The organism is Candidatus Brocadiaceae bacterium (genome assembly GCA_012728835.1).
Taxonomy (GTDB): Bacteria; Planctomycetota; Brocadiia; order SM23-32; family SM23-32; genus JAAYEJ01.
On record JAAYEJ010000067.1, the window covers coordinates 96,385 to 112,518 of the forward strand.

General features: G+C 69.0%; 15 protein-coding genes. 9 read left to right on the forward strand and 6 right to left on the reverse strand.

What is annotated here, in order from left to right; translation table 11 throughout:
* Nucleotides 1-21: 21 nt before the first annotated feature.
* From GXY85_11315 to GXY85_11330, 4 genes are all read left to right on the forward strand, one after another.
* Entirely contained in the window at nt 22-684 is a 663-nt protein-coding gene (locus tag GXY85_11315) for a fused MFS/spermidine synthase (protein NLW51410.1), read from the forward strand.
* Nucleotides 674-1,618, forward strand: coding sequence for a fused MFS/spermidine synthase (locus GXY85_11320; protein NLW51411.1), 945 nt, complete (start codon nt 674-676; stop codon nt 1,616-1,618). Before GXY85_11315 ends, GXY85_11320 begins: the two co-directional genes overlap by 11 nt.
* Before the next feature lie 846 nt (nt 1,619-2,464).
* Entirely contained in the window at nt 2,465-3,679 is a 1,215-nt protein-coding gene (locus GXY85_11325) for a hypothetical protein (protein ID NLW51412.1), read from the forward strand.
* A 415-nt stretch (nt 3,680-4,094) separates the two neighbouring features.
* Nucleotides 4,095-4,292 carry a hypothetical protein gene (locus GXY85_11330; GenBank protein NLW51413.1) on the forward strand — a complete coding sequence of 66 codons (198 nt, stop codon included), beginning with the start codon at nt 4,095-4,097 and terminating at the stop codon, nt 4,290-4,292.
* Here GXY85_11330 and GXY85_11335 read toward each other — a convergent pair.
* The 5 genes from GXY85_11335 to GXY85_11355 form a co-directional block, all read right to left on the reverse strand.
* The gene (locus GXY85_11335; GenBank protein NLW51414.1) at nt 4,289-5,257 is read right to left on the reverse strand and encodes a hypothetical protein; all 969 of its coding nucleotides are present in this window, start codon (nt 5,255-5,257) and stop codon (nt 4,289-4,291) included. The two genes, GXY85_11330 and GXY85_11335, sit on opposite strands and share 4 nt — an antisense overlap.
* 71 nt (nt 5,258-5,328) lie before the next feature.
* Nucleotides 5,329-5,757, reverse strand: a complete 429-nt coding sequence (locus GXY85_11340; GenBank protein NLW51415.1) for a hypothetical protein — start codon at nt 5,755-5,757, stop codon at nt 5,329-5,331.
* Nucleotides 5,754-6,152: a helix-turn-helix transcriptional regulator gene (locus tag GXY85_11345; protein ID NLW51416.1), complete on the reverse strand. Its 399-nt coding sequence runs from the start codon at nt 6,150-6,152 to the stop codon at nt 5,754-5,756. The genes GXY85_11340 and GXY85_11345 overlap by 4 nt, the downstream gene beginning before the upstream one ends.
* A 41-nt stretch (nt 6,153-6,193) precedes the next feature.
* On the reverse strand, nt 6,194-6,838 hold the full coding sequence (locus GXY85_11350; protein NLW51417.1) for a protein-tyrosine-phosphatase: 645 nt from the start codon (nt 6,836-6,838) through the stop codon (nt 6,194-6,196).
* A 258-nt stretch (nt 6,839-7,096) separates the two neighbouring features.
* A complete protein-coding gene (locus GXY85_11355; GenBank protein NLW51418.1) occupies nt 7,097-7,348 on the reverse strand; it encodes a transposase in 252 nt (83 codons plus the stop codon).
* A 172-nt stretch (nt 7,349-7,520) separates the two neighbouring features.
* Here GXY85_11355 and GXY85_11360 point away from each other — a divergent pair, with 172 nt between their 5' ends.
* The 3 genes from GXY85_11360 to GXY85_11370 all read left to right on the forward strand — a co-directional run bounded on the left by GXY85_11360 (nt 7,521) and on the right by GXY85_11370 (nt 9,861).
* Complete coding sequence (locus GXY85_11360; protein NLW51419.1) at nt 7,521-8,015, forward strand: GNAT family N-acetyltransferase; 495 nt, start codon at nt 7,521-7,523, stop codon at nt 8,013-8,015.
* 46 nt (nt 8,016-8,061) lie between these two features.
* Nucleotides 8,062-9,273 carry a Zn-dependent exopeptidase M28 gene (locus GXY85_11365; protein NLW51420.1) on the forward strand — a complete coding sequence of 404 codons (1,212 nt, stop codon included), beginning with the start codon at nt 8,062-8,064 and terminating at the stop codon, nt 9,271-9,273.
* Nucleotides 9,274-9,336: 63 nt separating this feature from the next.
* Complete coding sequence (locus GXY85_11370) at nt 9,337-9,861, forward strand: flavin reductase family protein (GenBank protein NLW51421.1); 525 nt, start codon at nt 9,337-9,339, stop codon at nt 9,859-9,861.
* An 18-nt stretch (nt 9,862-9,879) separates the two neighbouring features.
* Here GXY85_11370 and GXY85_11375 read toward each other — a convergent pair whose 3' ends face one another.
* Nucleotides 9,880-11,064, reverse strand: a complete 1,185-nt coding sequence (locus GXY85_11375) for a glycosyltransferase family 4 protein (GenBank protein NLW51422.1) — start codon at nt 11,062-11,064, stop codon at nt 9,880-9,882.
* Nucleotides 11,065-11,166: 102 nt separating this feature from the next.
* Between GXY85_11375 and GXY85_11380 the strand changes: the two genes are divergently transcribed.
* Nucleotides 11,167-13,692 carry a DNA internalization-related competence protein ComEC/Rec2 gene (locus GXY85_11380; GenBank protein ID NLW51423.1) on the forward strand — a complete coding sequence of 842 codons (2,526 nt, stop codon included), beginning with the start codon at nt 11,167-11,169 and terminating at the stop codon, nt 13,690-13,692.
* A gap of 51 nt (nt 13,693-13,743) precedes the next feature.
* Complete coding sequence (locus GXY85_11385; GenBank protein ID NLW51424.1) at nt 13,744-15,651, forward strand: hypothetical protein; 1,908 nt, start codon at nt 13,744-13,746, stop codon at nt 15,649-15,651.
* Nucleotides 15,652-16,134 lie beyond the last annotated feature (483 nt).

Here is a 16,134-nt window from a genome sequence, read left to right on the forward strand (position 1 = left end):
TGTCACCCTCGGGGAGACTCCATGGACGAAGACACGGCTCGGCGCACGGGCCCGCGCGCCCTGGGCGTAGTCGGCACGCTGTTCATCACCGCCGCCTGCGGCTGGATGGTGATGCAGATGGAGATACTGGGCGGCCGCGCCCTGACGCCCTACTTCGGCAGCGCCGTCTATGTGGTCATGGGCAGCGTGATCGGCGTGTTCCTGCTCAGCCTGTCGGCGGGGTACGTGCTGGGCGGCCTGCTCTCCGGCCTGTCCGCCTCGAAGGCGGTGCTGGGCGGCAGCGTGGCGGTGGCCGGGGCGTGGTTCGCGCTGCTGCCGCGCTTCATCGAGCCGGTTTGCGATGCGCTGCTGGACGCGGGCTTCGACGACAAGTGGGGCTCCCTGACGGCCGCCTTCATCCTGTTCGCCGTGCCGACGGCGCTCCTGGGCACCGTCTCGCCCACCGCCGTCCGATGGCTGACGCGTAGCGCCGCCGAGTCGGGCCGGATGGCCGGCCTCGTGCTGGCGTTCTCGACGCTCGCCAGCTTCGCCGGCTGCCTGGCGGCCGCCTTCTACCTCATCCGCCTCAGCCTGCGGCGGACGCTGGCCGTCTCGGGCGTCGCCCTCCTGGCACTGGGCGTCCTGGTCCTGCTGCACGCGCTGCGCCGAAGGCCGGCGAAGGGAGGGAACCGGAATGGCCCGTGAGTCCCGTCGAAGCGCCCTCTTGGCGTTGGCGGCGCTGCTGGCCGTGGCGACGGCCGCGCACGCGGTCCGCGCGCAGACCCGCGGCCGGCTCGTTCACCAGCAGAACACGCTCTACCACCGCGTCTACGTCTACCAGGCCGGCAGCGTGTTCGCCCTGGAGTTCGGGCGGCAGCGCGCGGCCAGCGTGCAGAGCCGGGTGGACGTTGCCAACCTGCGCCGCCACATGCTGGAATACAGCGTGCTCACCTTCTCGGGCCTGCTCTACCAGCCGGAGCCCGAGCGCATCCTGGTCCTGGGCCTCGGCGGCGGCACCATCCCCCGCGAACTGCACCATCACTTCCCCGACGCCGCCATCGACGTGGCGGAGATCGACCCCGACGTGCCGCCCATCGCGCAGCGCTACTTCGCCTTCCGGCCGGACGAGCGCCTGCGCGTGCACGTCGCCGACGGACGCCTCTTCATCCGCAATCGCGCGCGCGCCACACCCGTCGAGCGCTACGACCTGATCATCCTCGACGCCTTCAACAGCGACTACATCCCGTTCCACCTGATGACGCGCGAGTTCCTGGAGGAGGTCAAGGGCGTGCTGGCCGAGGACGGCGCGGTGGTGGCCAACGTCTTCTGGAACAACCGCCTGTTCGACGCCGAACTGAAGACCTTCGAGGCCGTCTTCCGGCGCTGCCAGGTGTTCGTCGGTCAGCAGTCCGGCAACGCCATGATCGTCTCCCCGGGGCCGAAGGCACCCACCTTCACCCCGGAGCAGGCGCACGCGCGCGCAGCCGAACTGCAGGCGAGACACCGCTTCGACTTCGACCTGCGATGGGTGGCCGGCCGGCTCAACCCGGACGTGCGCCCCGACGGCCGCGCGCGGGTGCTCACCGACGACCGCGCGCCCGTCAACTGGCTGCGCGAGCAGGAAACCAGCAGACGCTGAGGGAGGCCGAGCCATGCGGTCGGCGCCGCGCACGAAGCCCGGCCTATCCACCCGGCTCAACCCGAATCCCTTCTACGGCGGGCAGAAGCAGCTGGCGGATAGACACCGAAGGGCAAACGTTCGCGGGTCTTCTGAGAGTCTCACCTCCGTCTTCGCATGTTCTGCCGCGTCATGGCCGATGCAGCGACGTCCGAGTGCCCGAACAGCAGGAAGCTCGAAGGCCGTCTGATCGCCGTGCCCCCCCCCGGCTTGACCCGAGAGCCGTGACCGGTTCCTGTCCGTTGTTGCTCCACGATCTGCGCAATCGGTGGACTCTGCGGAGGCCTCTTTCGTGCCCCTCGCGAAGCGGCGTGGCACCTACGCACGAGCGGTGAGACAGGCAAAAGGAGCAACCGGCAGGGGATCCACGGATTTCACAGATGTCACAGATTGACGGCGGAACCAGACCCGTTCCGGTCACCTTCTCCATCGCCCGCATTTCGGAGTATCTCCGGGTTATAATGCGCATCCGTGCTGCGGATTGTCCCATGGGCTAACCACAAGGGGAAAGGGGAATAAGATGCTCGCAACATGGATCGGTTTCCTGATGGTGTCCGCGATGGCGGCGCGGACGCTGATCTGGGCGACGCTGGAACAGGACCGGCTGAAGTAGCGCGGCGTCCAGATGGACAAAGAAATCCTCGAAGCCGTCGCCGGTCTCGGAAAGGAGGCATTCCCGCAAATCGACCTATCCGTACTTGACGCGTATCGAGACGTTGCGCAAACTGCCGCTGGATTCAGGCTTCAAGCGGGTCGCGCCGAGCCTGGATTTCCACCAACTGTTGGGACGCGACCTTGGAGGGTACCGTGTACTGCGAGGCGGAGAAGCAGAGGGTCTGGTGTCGGAGCGAACCGCTATGCGGACTCCGTGGTGCGCGATCCGTCCTGGCCCTACTCGCGTGCTGCGGTCTGGTCCCAGCAGTTGTCGGAGCGCAGCGCATAGACGTCGAGGATGTCTGCAGGGGCATTGAGGTGCACGCGGGCCAGATCGACGACATCAGCGTGAGTTTCACGTGGGCACAGGGCAGCATCGCGACTTCGGAATCGGGGGAAATGCAGTTCCTGGCAAGTAGTCCTGGGAGCGGTGGCGCTGGGGGCAATGTCGTGGACTGTGTTTGGGGAGAGAGGGGGAGCAAGGCCTTTCTGGAAAGGCGCTGGCAGGCAGACGACGGCGTCGACACGCTCTCGCGTTCCGCTTGGGACGGTATTAATAGCACGTATTATGTTCGCAGCATGGACAAGGACTATGGCCAGGGGATTGTGTCAGGCGAGGCAGACGGAAACCTGAGACTGCAATGGCGAATGCCGTTCCTGTTCACCTCACGCATGTGGGCGGAGGAAGGCGAGACACTTGCGGAGGTCTTCCGGCTTCCTGGCGTGACGGTAACGTCGGATGAAACGGCAGATGGTCGTCGTTGCGCGGTACTGACTGTGCCAGGCCATTCGGCCGAGGGAGTGACTGAGAAGTACTGGATTGATCTGGACAGGGGATGTAGCCTCGTGCGCTTCGAGCAGATTGGTTACACTGGCATCTGTGTGTGGGTTCTTGGAGGTATCGTGCTCAAGGAGGTGGCCCCCAATGTCTGGTACCCCGTGGAAGGCATTAGCTTCGAGCCAGTAACAAAAAGAGCACAGAAGTACACTGCGCGACAGATCGCTGTGAATGAGGGACTGCCTGATTCTGCCTTCACTGTCGAGTTCCCGCCAGGCACCTTCGTGAGCGATGAGCGGGTGGGGACAAAATACGTGATTCACCCTGCTGGCCGTCTGGCTCCCGACATGGACGCACTGGTGAGCCAGAACATTAGCGTAGCACAGGAACTGCTCGTAGAGGGCGAACCTGTGTCACTGCCAGTTGAGCGGGACGGTGGATCGGTCACTTGGAGCGAGCCGGCCACGAACAGCCGTGAACCGGATGAGACCCAAGGGAAGTGGCCTCTGACTTGGGTTATCGCGGCTGTCGGGGGGATCGTTATCCTTGCCGGAGGCGTCAACCGCATGATGCGGAGCCGGAAAGGATGAGGAGCCTGTCTCGGGACCGGTCTTCTTCCATGACCATTCGCATAGGCCTTGTTTGTTCCGGTTCAGACGGAGGTAACCGTTCACGGTTTTTCGGTCAAGCCGGCAGGAGGGACGGCGCGGGCTGGCTGGTGAAGTGGGCCTGGAGGGCGTGGTGAAGGAACTCATACACGAATCGGCTCTGCTGAGCGCGGGTGGCACGCACCGTCCCTATGCGTTCGCGCCATTGCCTTCCTGCCTCCCGGCGCGTGCACGAAGGACCTCCAGTAGCTGTCATCGACCTCGACGTGGCCGAGCCCCCGGCGGCCCCTCACCGACCGCACCCACCAGTGGTGGCCGATGCCGTCGTGGCGCTTGCGGGCGTACTCGCTGATCGGCTTCCGGCTCGCCGTGATCCCGCGCCCGCGTCACCCAGATCATGAACCTCCTGCAGCTCGCCCCGGAGATTCAGGAGGCGCTCCTGTTCCTGCCGCCGACCGTGAAGGGCCGCGACGCGATCCGCGAGCGCCACGTCCGCCCCATCGCCGCCGAACTCGAATGGCGCAAACAGCGGCGACTGTGGAAGGGCCTGGCGGCCGATCAGAAGGTCGAGCCGGTCACGGCTTCCTCTGATTAGGGTTTCTCTTGCAGGTAGCCAACATCGAGGCCAATCCCCACACCATCGCCACGGCGAAGTGACGCGAAGCCGGACTCATAGAGCATCTTTCGGCAGGCTGCCATGTCCGCGCCCCGATTGCCCGCCGTGTCACGTTTCACGTCGCGGGGATTCGCGCCCGTCTCCGCATAGACCGTATTCGCCCCGGCCGCCAGACCGAGGAGGTTGGGTTCGTGGACCGCGATGCTTTGCGTTTCGGAACAACCCAGCGTCGCCAACGTCACGACGGCGACGACCTGAGCGAGTCGGCGTTCCGTGATCTGCCCGTGGTGTGCCAGGGGTGCGCCGGGGATGTAGACGCGGCGCATGGCCGCATGCTGAAAACAGCCGTAGTCGATCCCCATGAACATCTGGTCGACCATCTCCTCGGCGCTGTGTTCGGGTCCGACAGGTTCGCAGCAGTAGTAGAAGTCCATCCCCGCATCCTTGATGACCTTGAAGGTTGCCTTGCGGGCATCAGGGAGGAGCGATGTGTCCGTTCCCTCACGGAGGCGGCATACATGGTAGGCACCATTCACGCCTGCATCCTTGAGCCGCTTCGCTGCCGACAGATCGAAGTCGCCGATGTTCACGACAATCTGTGTGTGGGAAGGCATCTCCTGGCGGACGGCCGTGACGGCCTCGACCAGCCAGTCCAGATCGAACTCGTGCATCGTCATCAGGAACAATGCGTAGAGATCGCCGCCATCCGCGAAGCCGTGCGCCCGATCCCGAATCTCGTCCAGCGACAGGCGGCTCGTCGGCAGAGTCGTGTGTCCCTTTCCGAAGACGCAAAATCCGCAGTTGCCGGGACACGGGGACGTCTCGATACCGATCTGGCCCAGGAGAATCCCCGTGTTGCGGAACCGTCGGCGGGCAACGATATCGGCAACGGCTTTGATGGCTGATGCCTCCAGGGAATCCTCGGGCACCTTCAGCAGATGCACGCATTCCTCTTTCCGGGGAGCCCGCCCTTCGATAGCCCTGTCGAGTATCCCCTGAAGAAGTGTCGGTAGTCTCACTTGTCGTCTCCAGTCTTGCTCCTGAAGCATAGCCGGTCAACGTGCGCCACAACCGCTTGGGCGACAAGTTCAACCACGGCCAGTTCCGGTTCTTGAAGTGCCCTGCGGGACTCCCCTGCAATCCTTATGCCCCTGCCTTTCATCACGTCCGGCACGAACACCGTTGCCAACGGACTGCCGCCCTGCGTTGATAACGCGTGCGCGGCACAGCGTTCCTTGCAGCCTTCGATGAGCACCACAGGACATTGACGGATCATCTCGATGTCCTCCTGAACGCCTCGCACGAGCGCCGGTAGGCACAACAAGACGGTGTCATCGGGACGCATGTCCTCACACACGCGATACGCGGCATGCCGTGCGATCGTTCCGACCACTTGGCCGATTCCGGTGCATGGCAGAATCGCGACCTTTCCGGCGAAGTTCATCTTTCGTTCTTTCCGCGAGGGTGCCGCGTGTGCCCGCACGCGGTTCTGGCGCTCGCCAGCAACGCGCCCACCGCACCGCAATACTCGTCGAGCGTCTTGACCCAACGTCGGAGGCAATCCCGTCCGGACTGCGTCAGCCGGTACAGCCGCCGATCTGGCCCGACCTCCGACGGTTCCCATTCGCCGGTGACGAGGCCCCGCCGCTCCATCGTCTTGAGCGTCCTGTACAACCCCGTCGTGTCCAGTTTGCCGCCCTTGACAACCGGCATCTCCGCAAGTTCCTCCGCTATGCGGTAGCCGTACAAAGGCTCCCGAACCAGCGTCGTTAGGATCGCCGGTTGCACGAGCTTGTTCAGCGTCGCACCGGTACACGGACAGTTGACCATTTCGCTCATGGTTCACCCTTCGTTGAAGCCCGTCTGCCGTGTCAGGCGTCTCACGGTTTCGCGGCATTCGCGTCCATGCGCGCTCGCACGCGCTCCATGATGTAGAACATCTCCCGAGCTATCTCCTGGCATCGCTCGTTGTAGGCGACGGGCTCGTCCGGCGTGTCGTCACACAGCTTCGGGTCGACGTAGTGGATCGCGTAGCGGGCGATGGCCCCCTGGACCACCGGGCACGTCTTGTCGGCCTGGCTGCACGTCATCAGCGCGATGAAGCCCTCGGTCGGGTTCCCGTCGGCGTTGTAGAGTTTCGAGTAGGCGCGTACTGGAGCATGGTCATCGGAATACTGCACCAGATAGACGGGGTTCCCGCCTTCCGTGGTCTTCACGATGGAGAACCCCGCCCTGCGCATCGCGGCAACTGTCCGGCAGTTGCAGGCGGTCGCTTCGGTGCCCCCGGAGAAGGCATGCACCCGGTCGAGGCCGTAATAGCATGCGGCGGTCTGGGCCCAGATCTGCGACATGTGGCTGCGACGCGAGTTGTGCGTGCAGATGAACGTCATGTTGGCGTCCTTCCCCTTCGCCAGAAGGTCGCATGCCGTCGCGGCGATCTGGTCCAGCATGACCTTCCTCTCGGCTGGCACTTCCCCCAGCGAGGCGGCAACTTGCTGCACGTAGGGGCGAAGAGGATCAACCAGAGACGATTTGGAGGTGTAGCTGGGGGTGGTTGGACACCCAGCGCCCAGAAGTGCCACGAGAGCCGCCCATCGCATGAGTTTCATTCGATGACCTTTCATGGTCACGACCTATCTATAGGACAAGGTCTGATAGCATAGCATTTATCGGCTCGGGGTCAAGCGTTGCATCGCCCTCGCAAGGGCTTTACGGCTCCTCACAAGAATCTGTGCACCAATCGTGGCTCAGGCAGGTTTCCCAGGCAGTGAAGTGCCCCCATTCTATGCGCCAAGTGCTATGAGAGTTTCGTCTGCCAAAGGCGTGGGGTGCGAAGGGGCGAGGGAACCGAGCCCCGAAGCAGCCCACGCCGTCGCCGCAGCATGCTCCGCCGGGGTCCGATACCCCAGCGCGCTGTGCGGCCGCCTCAGATTGTAGTCGTCCTTCCACGCCCTCGCCAGCGCTTTCGCTTCCCGCGCGCCGGCATCCACCTTGTCGGTCTTGACGTGGCCTTTGGCGATCAGGTCGGTCTTCATGGGATTGGAGATGAGCACCGGGCCGGCGGAACGCGTCGGGGTACCGGTGGGAGGCCGGTCTGCCGGGCGTTGAATCGGCCGATGCCGGCGGCTACCATGCATCGAGATGGCGCCGTTCGGCCCGCGCGTGCCGGCCGAGGGGGGATTTCCGCCCGCCAACGGACCGGAGACCATGGCCGAAGACGTTCTCATCAGGGATGTTCGCCCGGACGACGTGGAGACGCTTGTGGAGATCGCCGTTGCCGCCTGGGCGCCCATTAATGCCGAACGCCTCCGGTTCATGGGCGAGGAACTCTTCGGCATCCTCCACAGCGGCTGGCAGGAGCGGAAGGCTCGCCAGGTGCGCGCCGCTTGCGCGCCGGGCAGCCGCGCCGGCGTCTGTGTGGCCGAGATCGACGGCCGCGCGGTCGGCTTCGCCACCTACTGGACCGATGACGCGACCGGGATCGGCGAACTCAGCAACAACGCCGTGCATGCCGATGTGCGCGGGCGCGGCCTCGGCGGCCGGATGTACGAATACGTGTTCGAACGCCTGCGGGAACGCGGGATGCGCTTCGTGGTGGTCCGCACGGGGGGCGATGCGGGGCACGCGCCCGCCCGGCGCGCGTATGAGAAGGCGGGGTTCGACGTGCAAGACCCCAAGATGGTCTACTACCGAAGGCTGTGACGGCGACGGGCCCCGTCCGGCCTCAGGCCAGAGGAAGGAGCGGATGATGGCGGCCAAACGGCCTGCGGTGAATCAGGAACGCCTGTGGAACCATGAGCGCGTGCTCTGCGAGGAGATTGGCGCGCGCCTCAGCGGCACCCCGAACGACGAAAAGACGGTCCGGTACGCCGTCGAGCATTTCGAGCGCTGCGGCGCCCGGGTGGAGGTGCAGGACTGGCCGACCCCGTGCTGGGAGCACGAGTCGACCGAGCTGACGCTGCAGACCGACGCGGGCGAGGAGTCGATCACCGCCGTGGCCCAGACGTTCAGCGAGTCCTGCGACGTCGAGGCCGAACTGGCGCCCGTCGCCACGTTCGAGGAGCTGGAACTCGCCCCGGACCTCGAGGGCAAGGTCCTGGTCCTGCACGGCAAGCTGGCCACGGCCATGGCCGCCGACCGCAACCGCAACCTCCTGTCCGCCGAGGACCGCCGGCCGGCCGCCGTCGTGCTCGTGAGCGCCACCGAGCCGGTGCCGACCAAGATGATCCGCGACCCCTACGCGCGCGTGCCGTCGGCGGCCGTGCCGCTCTCGGCCGGCCCGAAGCTGCTCGCCAACGCCGGCGCGCGGCTGCGCCTGCGCATCCGGGCGCGCCGTTACCGGTCGACCGGCCACAACGTGATCGCCCGCTTCCCGGGCGACGGGCGGGGGAGCCTCTGCATCCCCGCCCATTACGACACGGCGGCCCTCTGCCCTTCGGCGGTCGACAATGCCTCGGGCACGGCGGCCGTGCTGGAGCTGTGCGAGCTGTTCTCGAAGGCTGACCGGCGCGGCGTCGGCATGAACTTCATCGTCTACGGCGGCGAGGAGTACGGCCGGCACGGGGGCGCCTGCAACCTGGGCGCCGTCGAATACGTCCGGCGCCACCCGGAGGAGGTCAGCCGGACGGTGGCCATCATCGAGCCGGACTGCATCGGCACGGCGGAGCTGCCGCCGAAGGTGCGCGTCATGGCCTGGAAGGGCGCGCTCAAGGACGGCGTGCTGGAGGTGCTGTCGCGCTTCCCGCGCTACCAGGTGGACGTACGCCCGGACGACGAGCCGCCCCACACGGCCTTCGACGTCATCGGCGTGCCGGCGCTCTGGTTCGTGAACGACTACGGCAAGGTGCCCATCCACTGCATCGAGGACCGGATGGACCTGATGACGCCGGAAGAGCTGGCCTTCACGACCAGCGTCATCGCCGAGGTCCTGGACTACCTGCTGGGGGCCGTGGGCCGGTGACGGTCCACCGGCGCCCCCGCCATCGCCGCCGGGGGGCCCGTGCGGATGGGAGAGGAGCCGGGCATGGTGCGACGAGAGGTGGAGTTCGGGCAGGTGATCGGGCCGCTGCATGAGCAGATGTACTGCCGGGGCGGCGGGATGGGCGTGCTGCTGACCTCGTGCGGAGGCGACGGCCGGCCGAACGTCATGACGCTCGGATGGGGGCTGTTCGGCTCGTACTACCACGACCGCTGCGTCGTCGTCGTGGCCGTGCGGCCCGCCTGTCACACGTTCAAGCTGCTGGCCGATGTGCCGGAGTTCGCCCTCTGCGTGCCCACGCCGGAGCTGGCGGAGGCTGTCTCGTTCTGCGGCAGCGCCTCGGGGCGGGACTGCGACAAGTTTCGGGAGACGGGCCTCACGCCGGTGCCGTCGGCGCACGTCCGGCCGCCGTCGATCGCCGAATGCCCCATCCACGTCGAATGCCGCATCTACCACCCCCAGCGCCCGCCGCACATGATCCTGACGCCCGAACACCGCCGGGCGCCCGTGCACGCGCAGCACACCATCTACTTTGCCGAGGTCCTGGGCGCCTACGTCCGCGAGCCGTGAACGCCGGGTCGGCGCCCGTCAGGTGGCAGCCCGACGGAGGACGTCGTGCACGGTGCGGGCGTTGACGTGCAGGTCGAACTGCTCCTCGGCCAGCCGGCGGCCGGCGGCCGTCACCCGTGCACGCAGGCGCGCGTCGGTCAGCATGCGCTCGATCGCGTCCGCCAGGGCGTCGGGGTCGCCCGGCGGGCAGAGCAGGCCCGTCTGGTCCGCCCGGATCGCCTCCGGAAGCCCGCCGACGGCGCCGGCGACCACGGGGGTCCCGCAGGCGAGCGCCTCGACCGCCACGTTCGGCAGGCCGTCCACGTCGCCGTCGCGCGCACGCACGGAGGGCACGGCCAGCAGGTCGGCGCCGTGGTAGCGCTCGGGCATGTCCGCGTGGGGCAGCCAGCCGGCGAACGAGACGCAGTCGCCGAGGTCCAGTCGCCGCGCGAGCGCCTCCAGGGCCGCGCGCAGGGGGCCGTCCCCGGCGATCTCGCACAGCACCGCGCACCGCGTGCGCAGCCGCCGCAGGGCGTGCAGAAGCACGTCGAAGCCCTTCTTCGGCACCATGCGGCCCACCGCCAGGATGCGCGCCGGGCGCCCGGGCTGCGGGCGCGGGCGGTAGGCGAAGCGCGCCAGGTCGGTGCCGTGGTAGATGCGCACGACCTTGGGCCTGTCCGCCGGCCGCAGGAGCGCGCGCAGCCGCCCCGCGCCGGCCTCGGTGCAGGCGATGCAGACTCGAGCGCCCCGCCCCTTCCGGGCGATCGTCTTCGGGCGCACGTACAGGTCGCGCGCGTGCGCGGCGAAGCTCACGGAGACCTCCGGCAGCTCGCCCGCCATCGCCAGCGCCATGAGCGTGGGCAGGCCGGCGAAGTGCGCGTGCAGGTGCTCGACGTGCAGCTCGCGCGCGCGCCGCACGAAGAACCCGAGCACGCGCCGCCTGCGCAGCAAGCCCGCCAGCGCGCGCGGAGCGCCGAGCCCGAAGCCGCACGCAAGGCGCACGGCGCCGAGCGCGTCCGCCGCGTCGGCCGCCCCGGCCTGGTCCGCCCGCGCCGTGCGCACGCCTGCGTCGACGCCGTCCGGGCCCCGGCTCAGGACGAAGGCCGTCACCTCGGCGCCGCAGGCCGCCACGGCCCGCATCTCGGCGGCGATGAACGTCTCGCTGGCGTTCGGGTAGCGCTCCAGAACGTAGCCGAGGCGAAACGGTTCGGACGCAGCCGCCATGGGTCCCCCGGAACACATTCCTCTGCCACATTGCAGCCGGACAGGTCGCTGCACTATCCTAACGGAGTCGCAGAGGGGGGTGCAATCGGCGAGGGACGACGCATGGAGCAGGACGGGCAGGACGCGCCCCGGGCGCAGTCGGAACGACCTCCGCGGCATCGCCCGCTGGTGCCCGTGCTGGTGGGCCTGGCGTCCGGGATCGCCCTGGATGCCCGGCTGCAGCCGCCGGGGTGGGCCTGGCTTGCGGTGCTGGCGCCCGTGGCGGCGCTCGCGTGGTGGGGCGTGCGGGGCGGGCTCGGGGGCCCGGGCTGCTGGGTCCTGGCCGTCGTCCTGACGGCCGCCTTCGGAGGGTTCTGGCACGAGGCGCGCTTCCGGCATCGAGGGCCGGAGCACCTGACCGAACGGCAACTCGACGGCGCGGCGCTGTATTGCGTGCGCGGGCGGGTCCGCGATGCCCCGCTGCGCCACGTCGGCCGGACGGGGACCGGGGCCGCCCCCTACTGGTCCACCCGGGTGGCGCTGGAAGGCCTCTCGGCCGACGGCCGCGTGTGGCGCCGGGCAAGCGGCGGCGTGACGGTCTTCAGCGACGGCGAACGGCCGCCCGTGCGGGCGGGCGACCGGGTGGAGTTCCGCACGAGTCTGCAGGGCAACCGCCCGCCCACGAACCCCGGCGAGCGCGACCGCGCGCTCGTCTACGACCGCCAGGGCAGCCATGCCACCGCGTCCGTGCACGGGCCGGAGGCCTTCCGGGTCCTGCAGGCGGGCCGCCTGCACCGGCCGGCAGTTGCGGCGGGGCGGGCGCGTGCGTTCCTGGACGAGCGGCTGGCTGCGCTGCTCGCCGAACGTTCGCCCGAGGCATACGGCCTGATCGGCGCCCTGCTCCTGGGCCGGCGCAACGAACTGACGGCCGAACAGGACGCCCTGCTCAAGGAGTCCGGCACCCTGCATTTCCTGGCCATCAGCGGGCTGCACGTCGGGCTGTTCTGCCTCTTCTGGCAATCCGTGCTGGCGCTGACCGGCCTGCGGGTGGGATGGCGTTCGTCCGTCTGCATCGTGCTCATCTGGGGCTACGTGCTGCTCACGGGGGCGCAGGTCTCGGCGACGCGGGCGGCGCTGATGCTCACGCTCATGCTGGCGGCCCCGCTGGTCGGGCGGCAGTGGGATTCCCTCTCGGCGCTGTGCGCGGCGGCCGTGGTGATCCTGGTGGTCTGGCCTCCGCAGCTCTTCAGCGTCGGCTTCCAGCTCACGTTCGTGGCCGTGTGGGCGCTCATCTGCGTCTACCCGCGGCTGAGCGGCCTGCTCTGGCCCTGGCAGGACCTGGTGGACGACCTGCAGCATCCGGCCGAGCGGAGCGTGTGGGGCGACCTGTGGCGGGTCTCAAAGGCCTACCTGCTGCTCTCGTGCGTGGTCTGGGCGGTCACGGCCCCGCTGCGCGTCTACCACTTCCACATGCTGTCGGTCTGGGGGCCGCTGGTGAACCTGCTGATGTGGCCCCTGGTGCTCGCGGTCCTCATCTCGTGCCTTCCGCTGGCGGCCGGCATGCTGCTGGGAGGCCCGGCGGCGGGGCTCACGGCTGCCGTGGCCGCGTTCTTCGCCGACGCCGCGCACGGCCTGCTCCGGGCGGTCGTACGGCTGCCGGGCGCCGCCGCCTGCCTGGCCGGGCCGCCGGCATGGTGGGTGGCGTTGTGCTACGCCGCCATGGCCCTCTGGGTGCTGGGCGGCCGACAGCGCCGGGGGCGCACGGTGTTCATCATCGCAACCGCTCTATTGGGGATGACTTATGTGGGCAACGACGTCGCCGTCCGGCTCGGCAGGCACTTCCGCCTGACCATCGCCGACGTCGGAATGGGGCAGGCGGCCCTGATGGAGGTGCCGGCCGGGCAGACGCTGCTGCTCGACGCCGGCTCCCGGCGCTGGAGCGCCCGAACGGCCGTGGCCGAGCTGCTCTGGCACCGGCGTGTGAGGCGGCTGGACGCCGTCGTGCTCTCGCACCTGGATAGCGATCACTGCAGCTTCGTGCCGTTCCTGGCCGAACGGTTCGCCATCCGTCGGATCATGGTGCCGGAGGACGCCCTGCCCGACCCGCCGGCCGACCGCGTCCGGGAGACGCTCCGCGACCTGGGCTTCGAGTGGCGGCCCCTGCGCCAGGGCGCCCACATCTCCGGAGGCGGCCTCTGCTGCCGCGTGCTGCACCCCAGTCTCGTCTTCGCGACCACGCCGGGCCTGTCCGACAACGACGGTTCGCTGGTGGTCCGCTGCGACTACGGGGGCGCACGCATCCTGCTGACGGGCGACGTGCAGGAACGCGCGATGCACCGGCTTGTGAGCGACTGCGCGCCCGAACTGCGCGCCGACGTGCTGCTGATGCCACACCATGCGCACTTCCACCCCGGGCTCGAGGCGTTCGTCGCGGCCGTGAGGCCGCGTGTGGCCGTCGTCAGCGGGCGGCCCGCCGACTGCGACCCCCGCGCGGCCGCGCACCTGGCCGAGCGCGGCACTTCGCTTTGGATCACGGGGCGGGAAGGCGCTATCATCGTGCGCGTCCAGGGCGGCCGGGTGTCCGTGCGCGGCCATGCCTCCGGGCGGACCGAGTCGTTCGCGCCCGCGGAGCCGTCTTCGCCGCCCTGAGGGCGCCACGGTGCACCCGTCGCAGCCGACAGCCGGCAAGGAGGTCACCATATGAGTCCAGGGCCGGTGCGCAGGGTGGCGGAGGACGCGCGGTTCCTGTTTGCCGTCACGGTCGCCGCAGCGGCGTTCGCCTACGTCGGCCCGATCAGGGCGTACGACCTGTGGTGGCACCTGAAGGCGGGCGCCATGATCCTGGAGTCCGGCGTGGTGCCGCAGACGGATCCGTTCTCGTTCACGGCCGCCGGCCGGCCCTGGACCTACCACTCCTGGCTTAGCGGGGTCATCCTCTCGCTCGTGTGGCGCAGCGGCGGCGCGCCGGGCATCGTCATCTTCCGGTCTCTGATGCTGGCGGCGGCCCTGGGAGTCTCGTGGATCGCCGCGCGACGGCGGGGCGTCGGGGCCGGGGCGGCCACGGTGTTCGTCCTGACCGCCTGCCTGCAGATGCGCGTGCGCGCCCTGGCCCGGCCGTTCCTGTTCTCGTTCGTCCTGTTCATCCTGTTCGTGGTGATCCTGCAGCCGACGGCCTCGCGCGACAGGCAGGGAGAGGCGGGCGCGCGCCCCGGCGTGGCGGCATTCCTGTGGGGACGCGCCGGGCGCCTGCTCCTGCTGCCGGTGCTGATGCTGCTGTGGGTGAACCTGCACGCGGGCTTCGCGGCCGGCCTGCTCGCCATCGGCGCATACGGTGCGGGCGCACTGGTGGCGCTCGCCGTGCGGCCGAACCGCCCGCCATGCGCCGCCGCGCTCCTGAAGGGGCCGGAGGGTGCGCGGTTCCGGGCACTCCTGGCCGCCGGAGTGCTGAGCCTGATCGTCTGCCTGGCCACCCCGAACTTCACCGGCACCCTCCTGTATCCGTTCCGGCTGACGCGGCAAGTCCTGCTGCTCAGGCGCGTCCAGGAATGGCAGCCCGTGCCGCTTAGCGCGCCCTACACCATCTTCTGGGCGGTTCTGGCGCTCGGGCTCGTTCTGATGGCGCGGTCGGCGGTGATCGGCGCCCGGACGGGCCGGCTGCGCGCGGAGGCGGGGCAGTTCGTCACCGACGCCCTGCTGCTGGCCGGCTTCGCGGCGCTGTCCGCCCAGGCCGTACGCCACATGGCCTGGGTGCTGCTGCTGGCGCCGCCCATCCTCGGCTGGCACCTTGACGCGACACGGCGCGGCGAAGGCCCGCCCGGCCAGCCCCCGGCCGCCCGGCCGCTGTACGCCTATGCGGGCCTCGTCCTGGCCGTCCTGCTCGGCGCCGGACCGTTCCTGAGCAGCGACGCCGCGCACCTGCAACCATCCCGCTACCGGGTGCCCATCAAGGCCTGCGACTTCATCGAGGAGCACCGCCTGTACCTGCGCCCCTACAACACCTATGACTGGGGCGGCTACCTCATCTGGCGGCACTGGCCGCAGATGAAGGTCTTCGTCGACGGCCGTTGCCTCCTCTACGGCGACCGCATCATCGGCCAGACCCTCCAGATCGAGGACGGCGCCGAAGGCTGGCCGCAGGTCCTCCGGTCGCACGACGTCCAGATGCTGATCGTCAACTACAGGAAGCGCGACTGCCGCCACCTGTTCGCCGACGACCGCTGGCGGTGCGTCTACTGGGACGACATCGCGGTGATCGCCCTTCGCGACGATCTGGCGGCGGCCCCCGCCGACGGACTGCGCACGTTCCCGCTCACGAACCCCGCCCTGTCCCCGGAACAACGCCAGGACGCCGACCCCGAGATGGTGCTGGCCGAACTGGACGCCGTGCTGGCGCGCGACCCCGAAGTCTGGACGGCATGGGCGTTCCGCGCACAGACCCTTGTGCGGGCCGGGCGCCCCGACGAGGCACTGTCGGCGGCCCGACGAGCCGTGGACCTGGAGGCATGGCACGCCGAGCCCTGGCGCGCCGTTCGGGACGCCGCCCAGGCCGCCGGCCGAGCCGACCTGGCCGCCGAAGGCGCCCGCAAACTCGCCCGCCTCGCCCCCTGACGCCGGGCGTCCTCAATCGGCAGCCCCGGGCGTCCCGCCCCGCCGCGTGCCCCGCCGGCGTCCCCCCCCGCATGTCGTCCTGAGCGCCGCTCCGGCGGCGCGAAGGATCACGCCGTTCCGCGCGTCGGCGCACCGGCCGTCCTCGCGTGTGCCGTCCCCTATGCAGATGTTTTGTAAATAAATATTTACACGAGATTGAATAAATAGCCAATTGCCGCCTCCCGCCCCATGGGCTATAGTACATCGACATGAAGTGTGCCCCCGGGGCGGAGGGGCCGGGGTGGCGGACTTCGGCATGGGGTGCGGCAGCCCGGCGGGCCGGCGGCGGCAGAACAGCCGCCTCTGCCCCGCGGAGTGCCGTGCCATGTGTCGGTGATCGGCCCTCTTGCTCTCGGGGAGGCGGCCATGGCAGGCACGCATCGGGGACGCACGTCGGCTTCCGTACGGACCGTATCGGCATTCCTCTTCCTCTTCGCCGCGGCC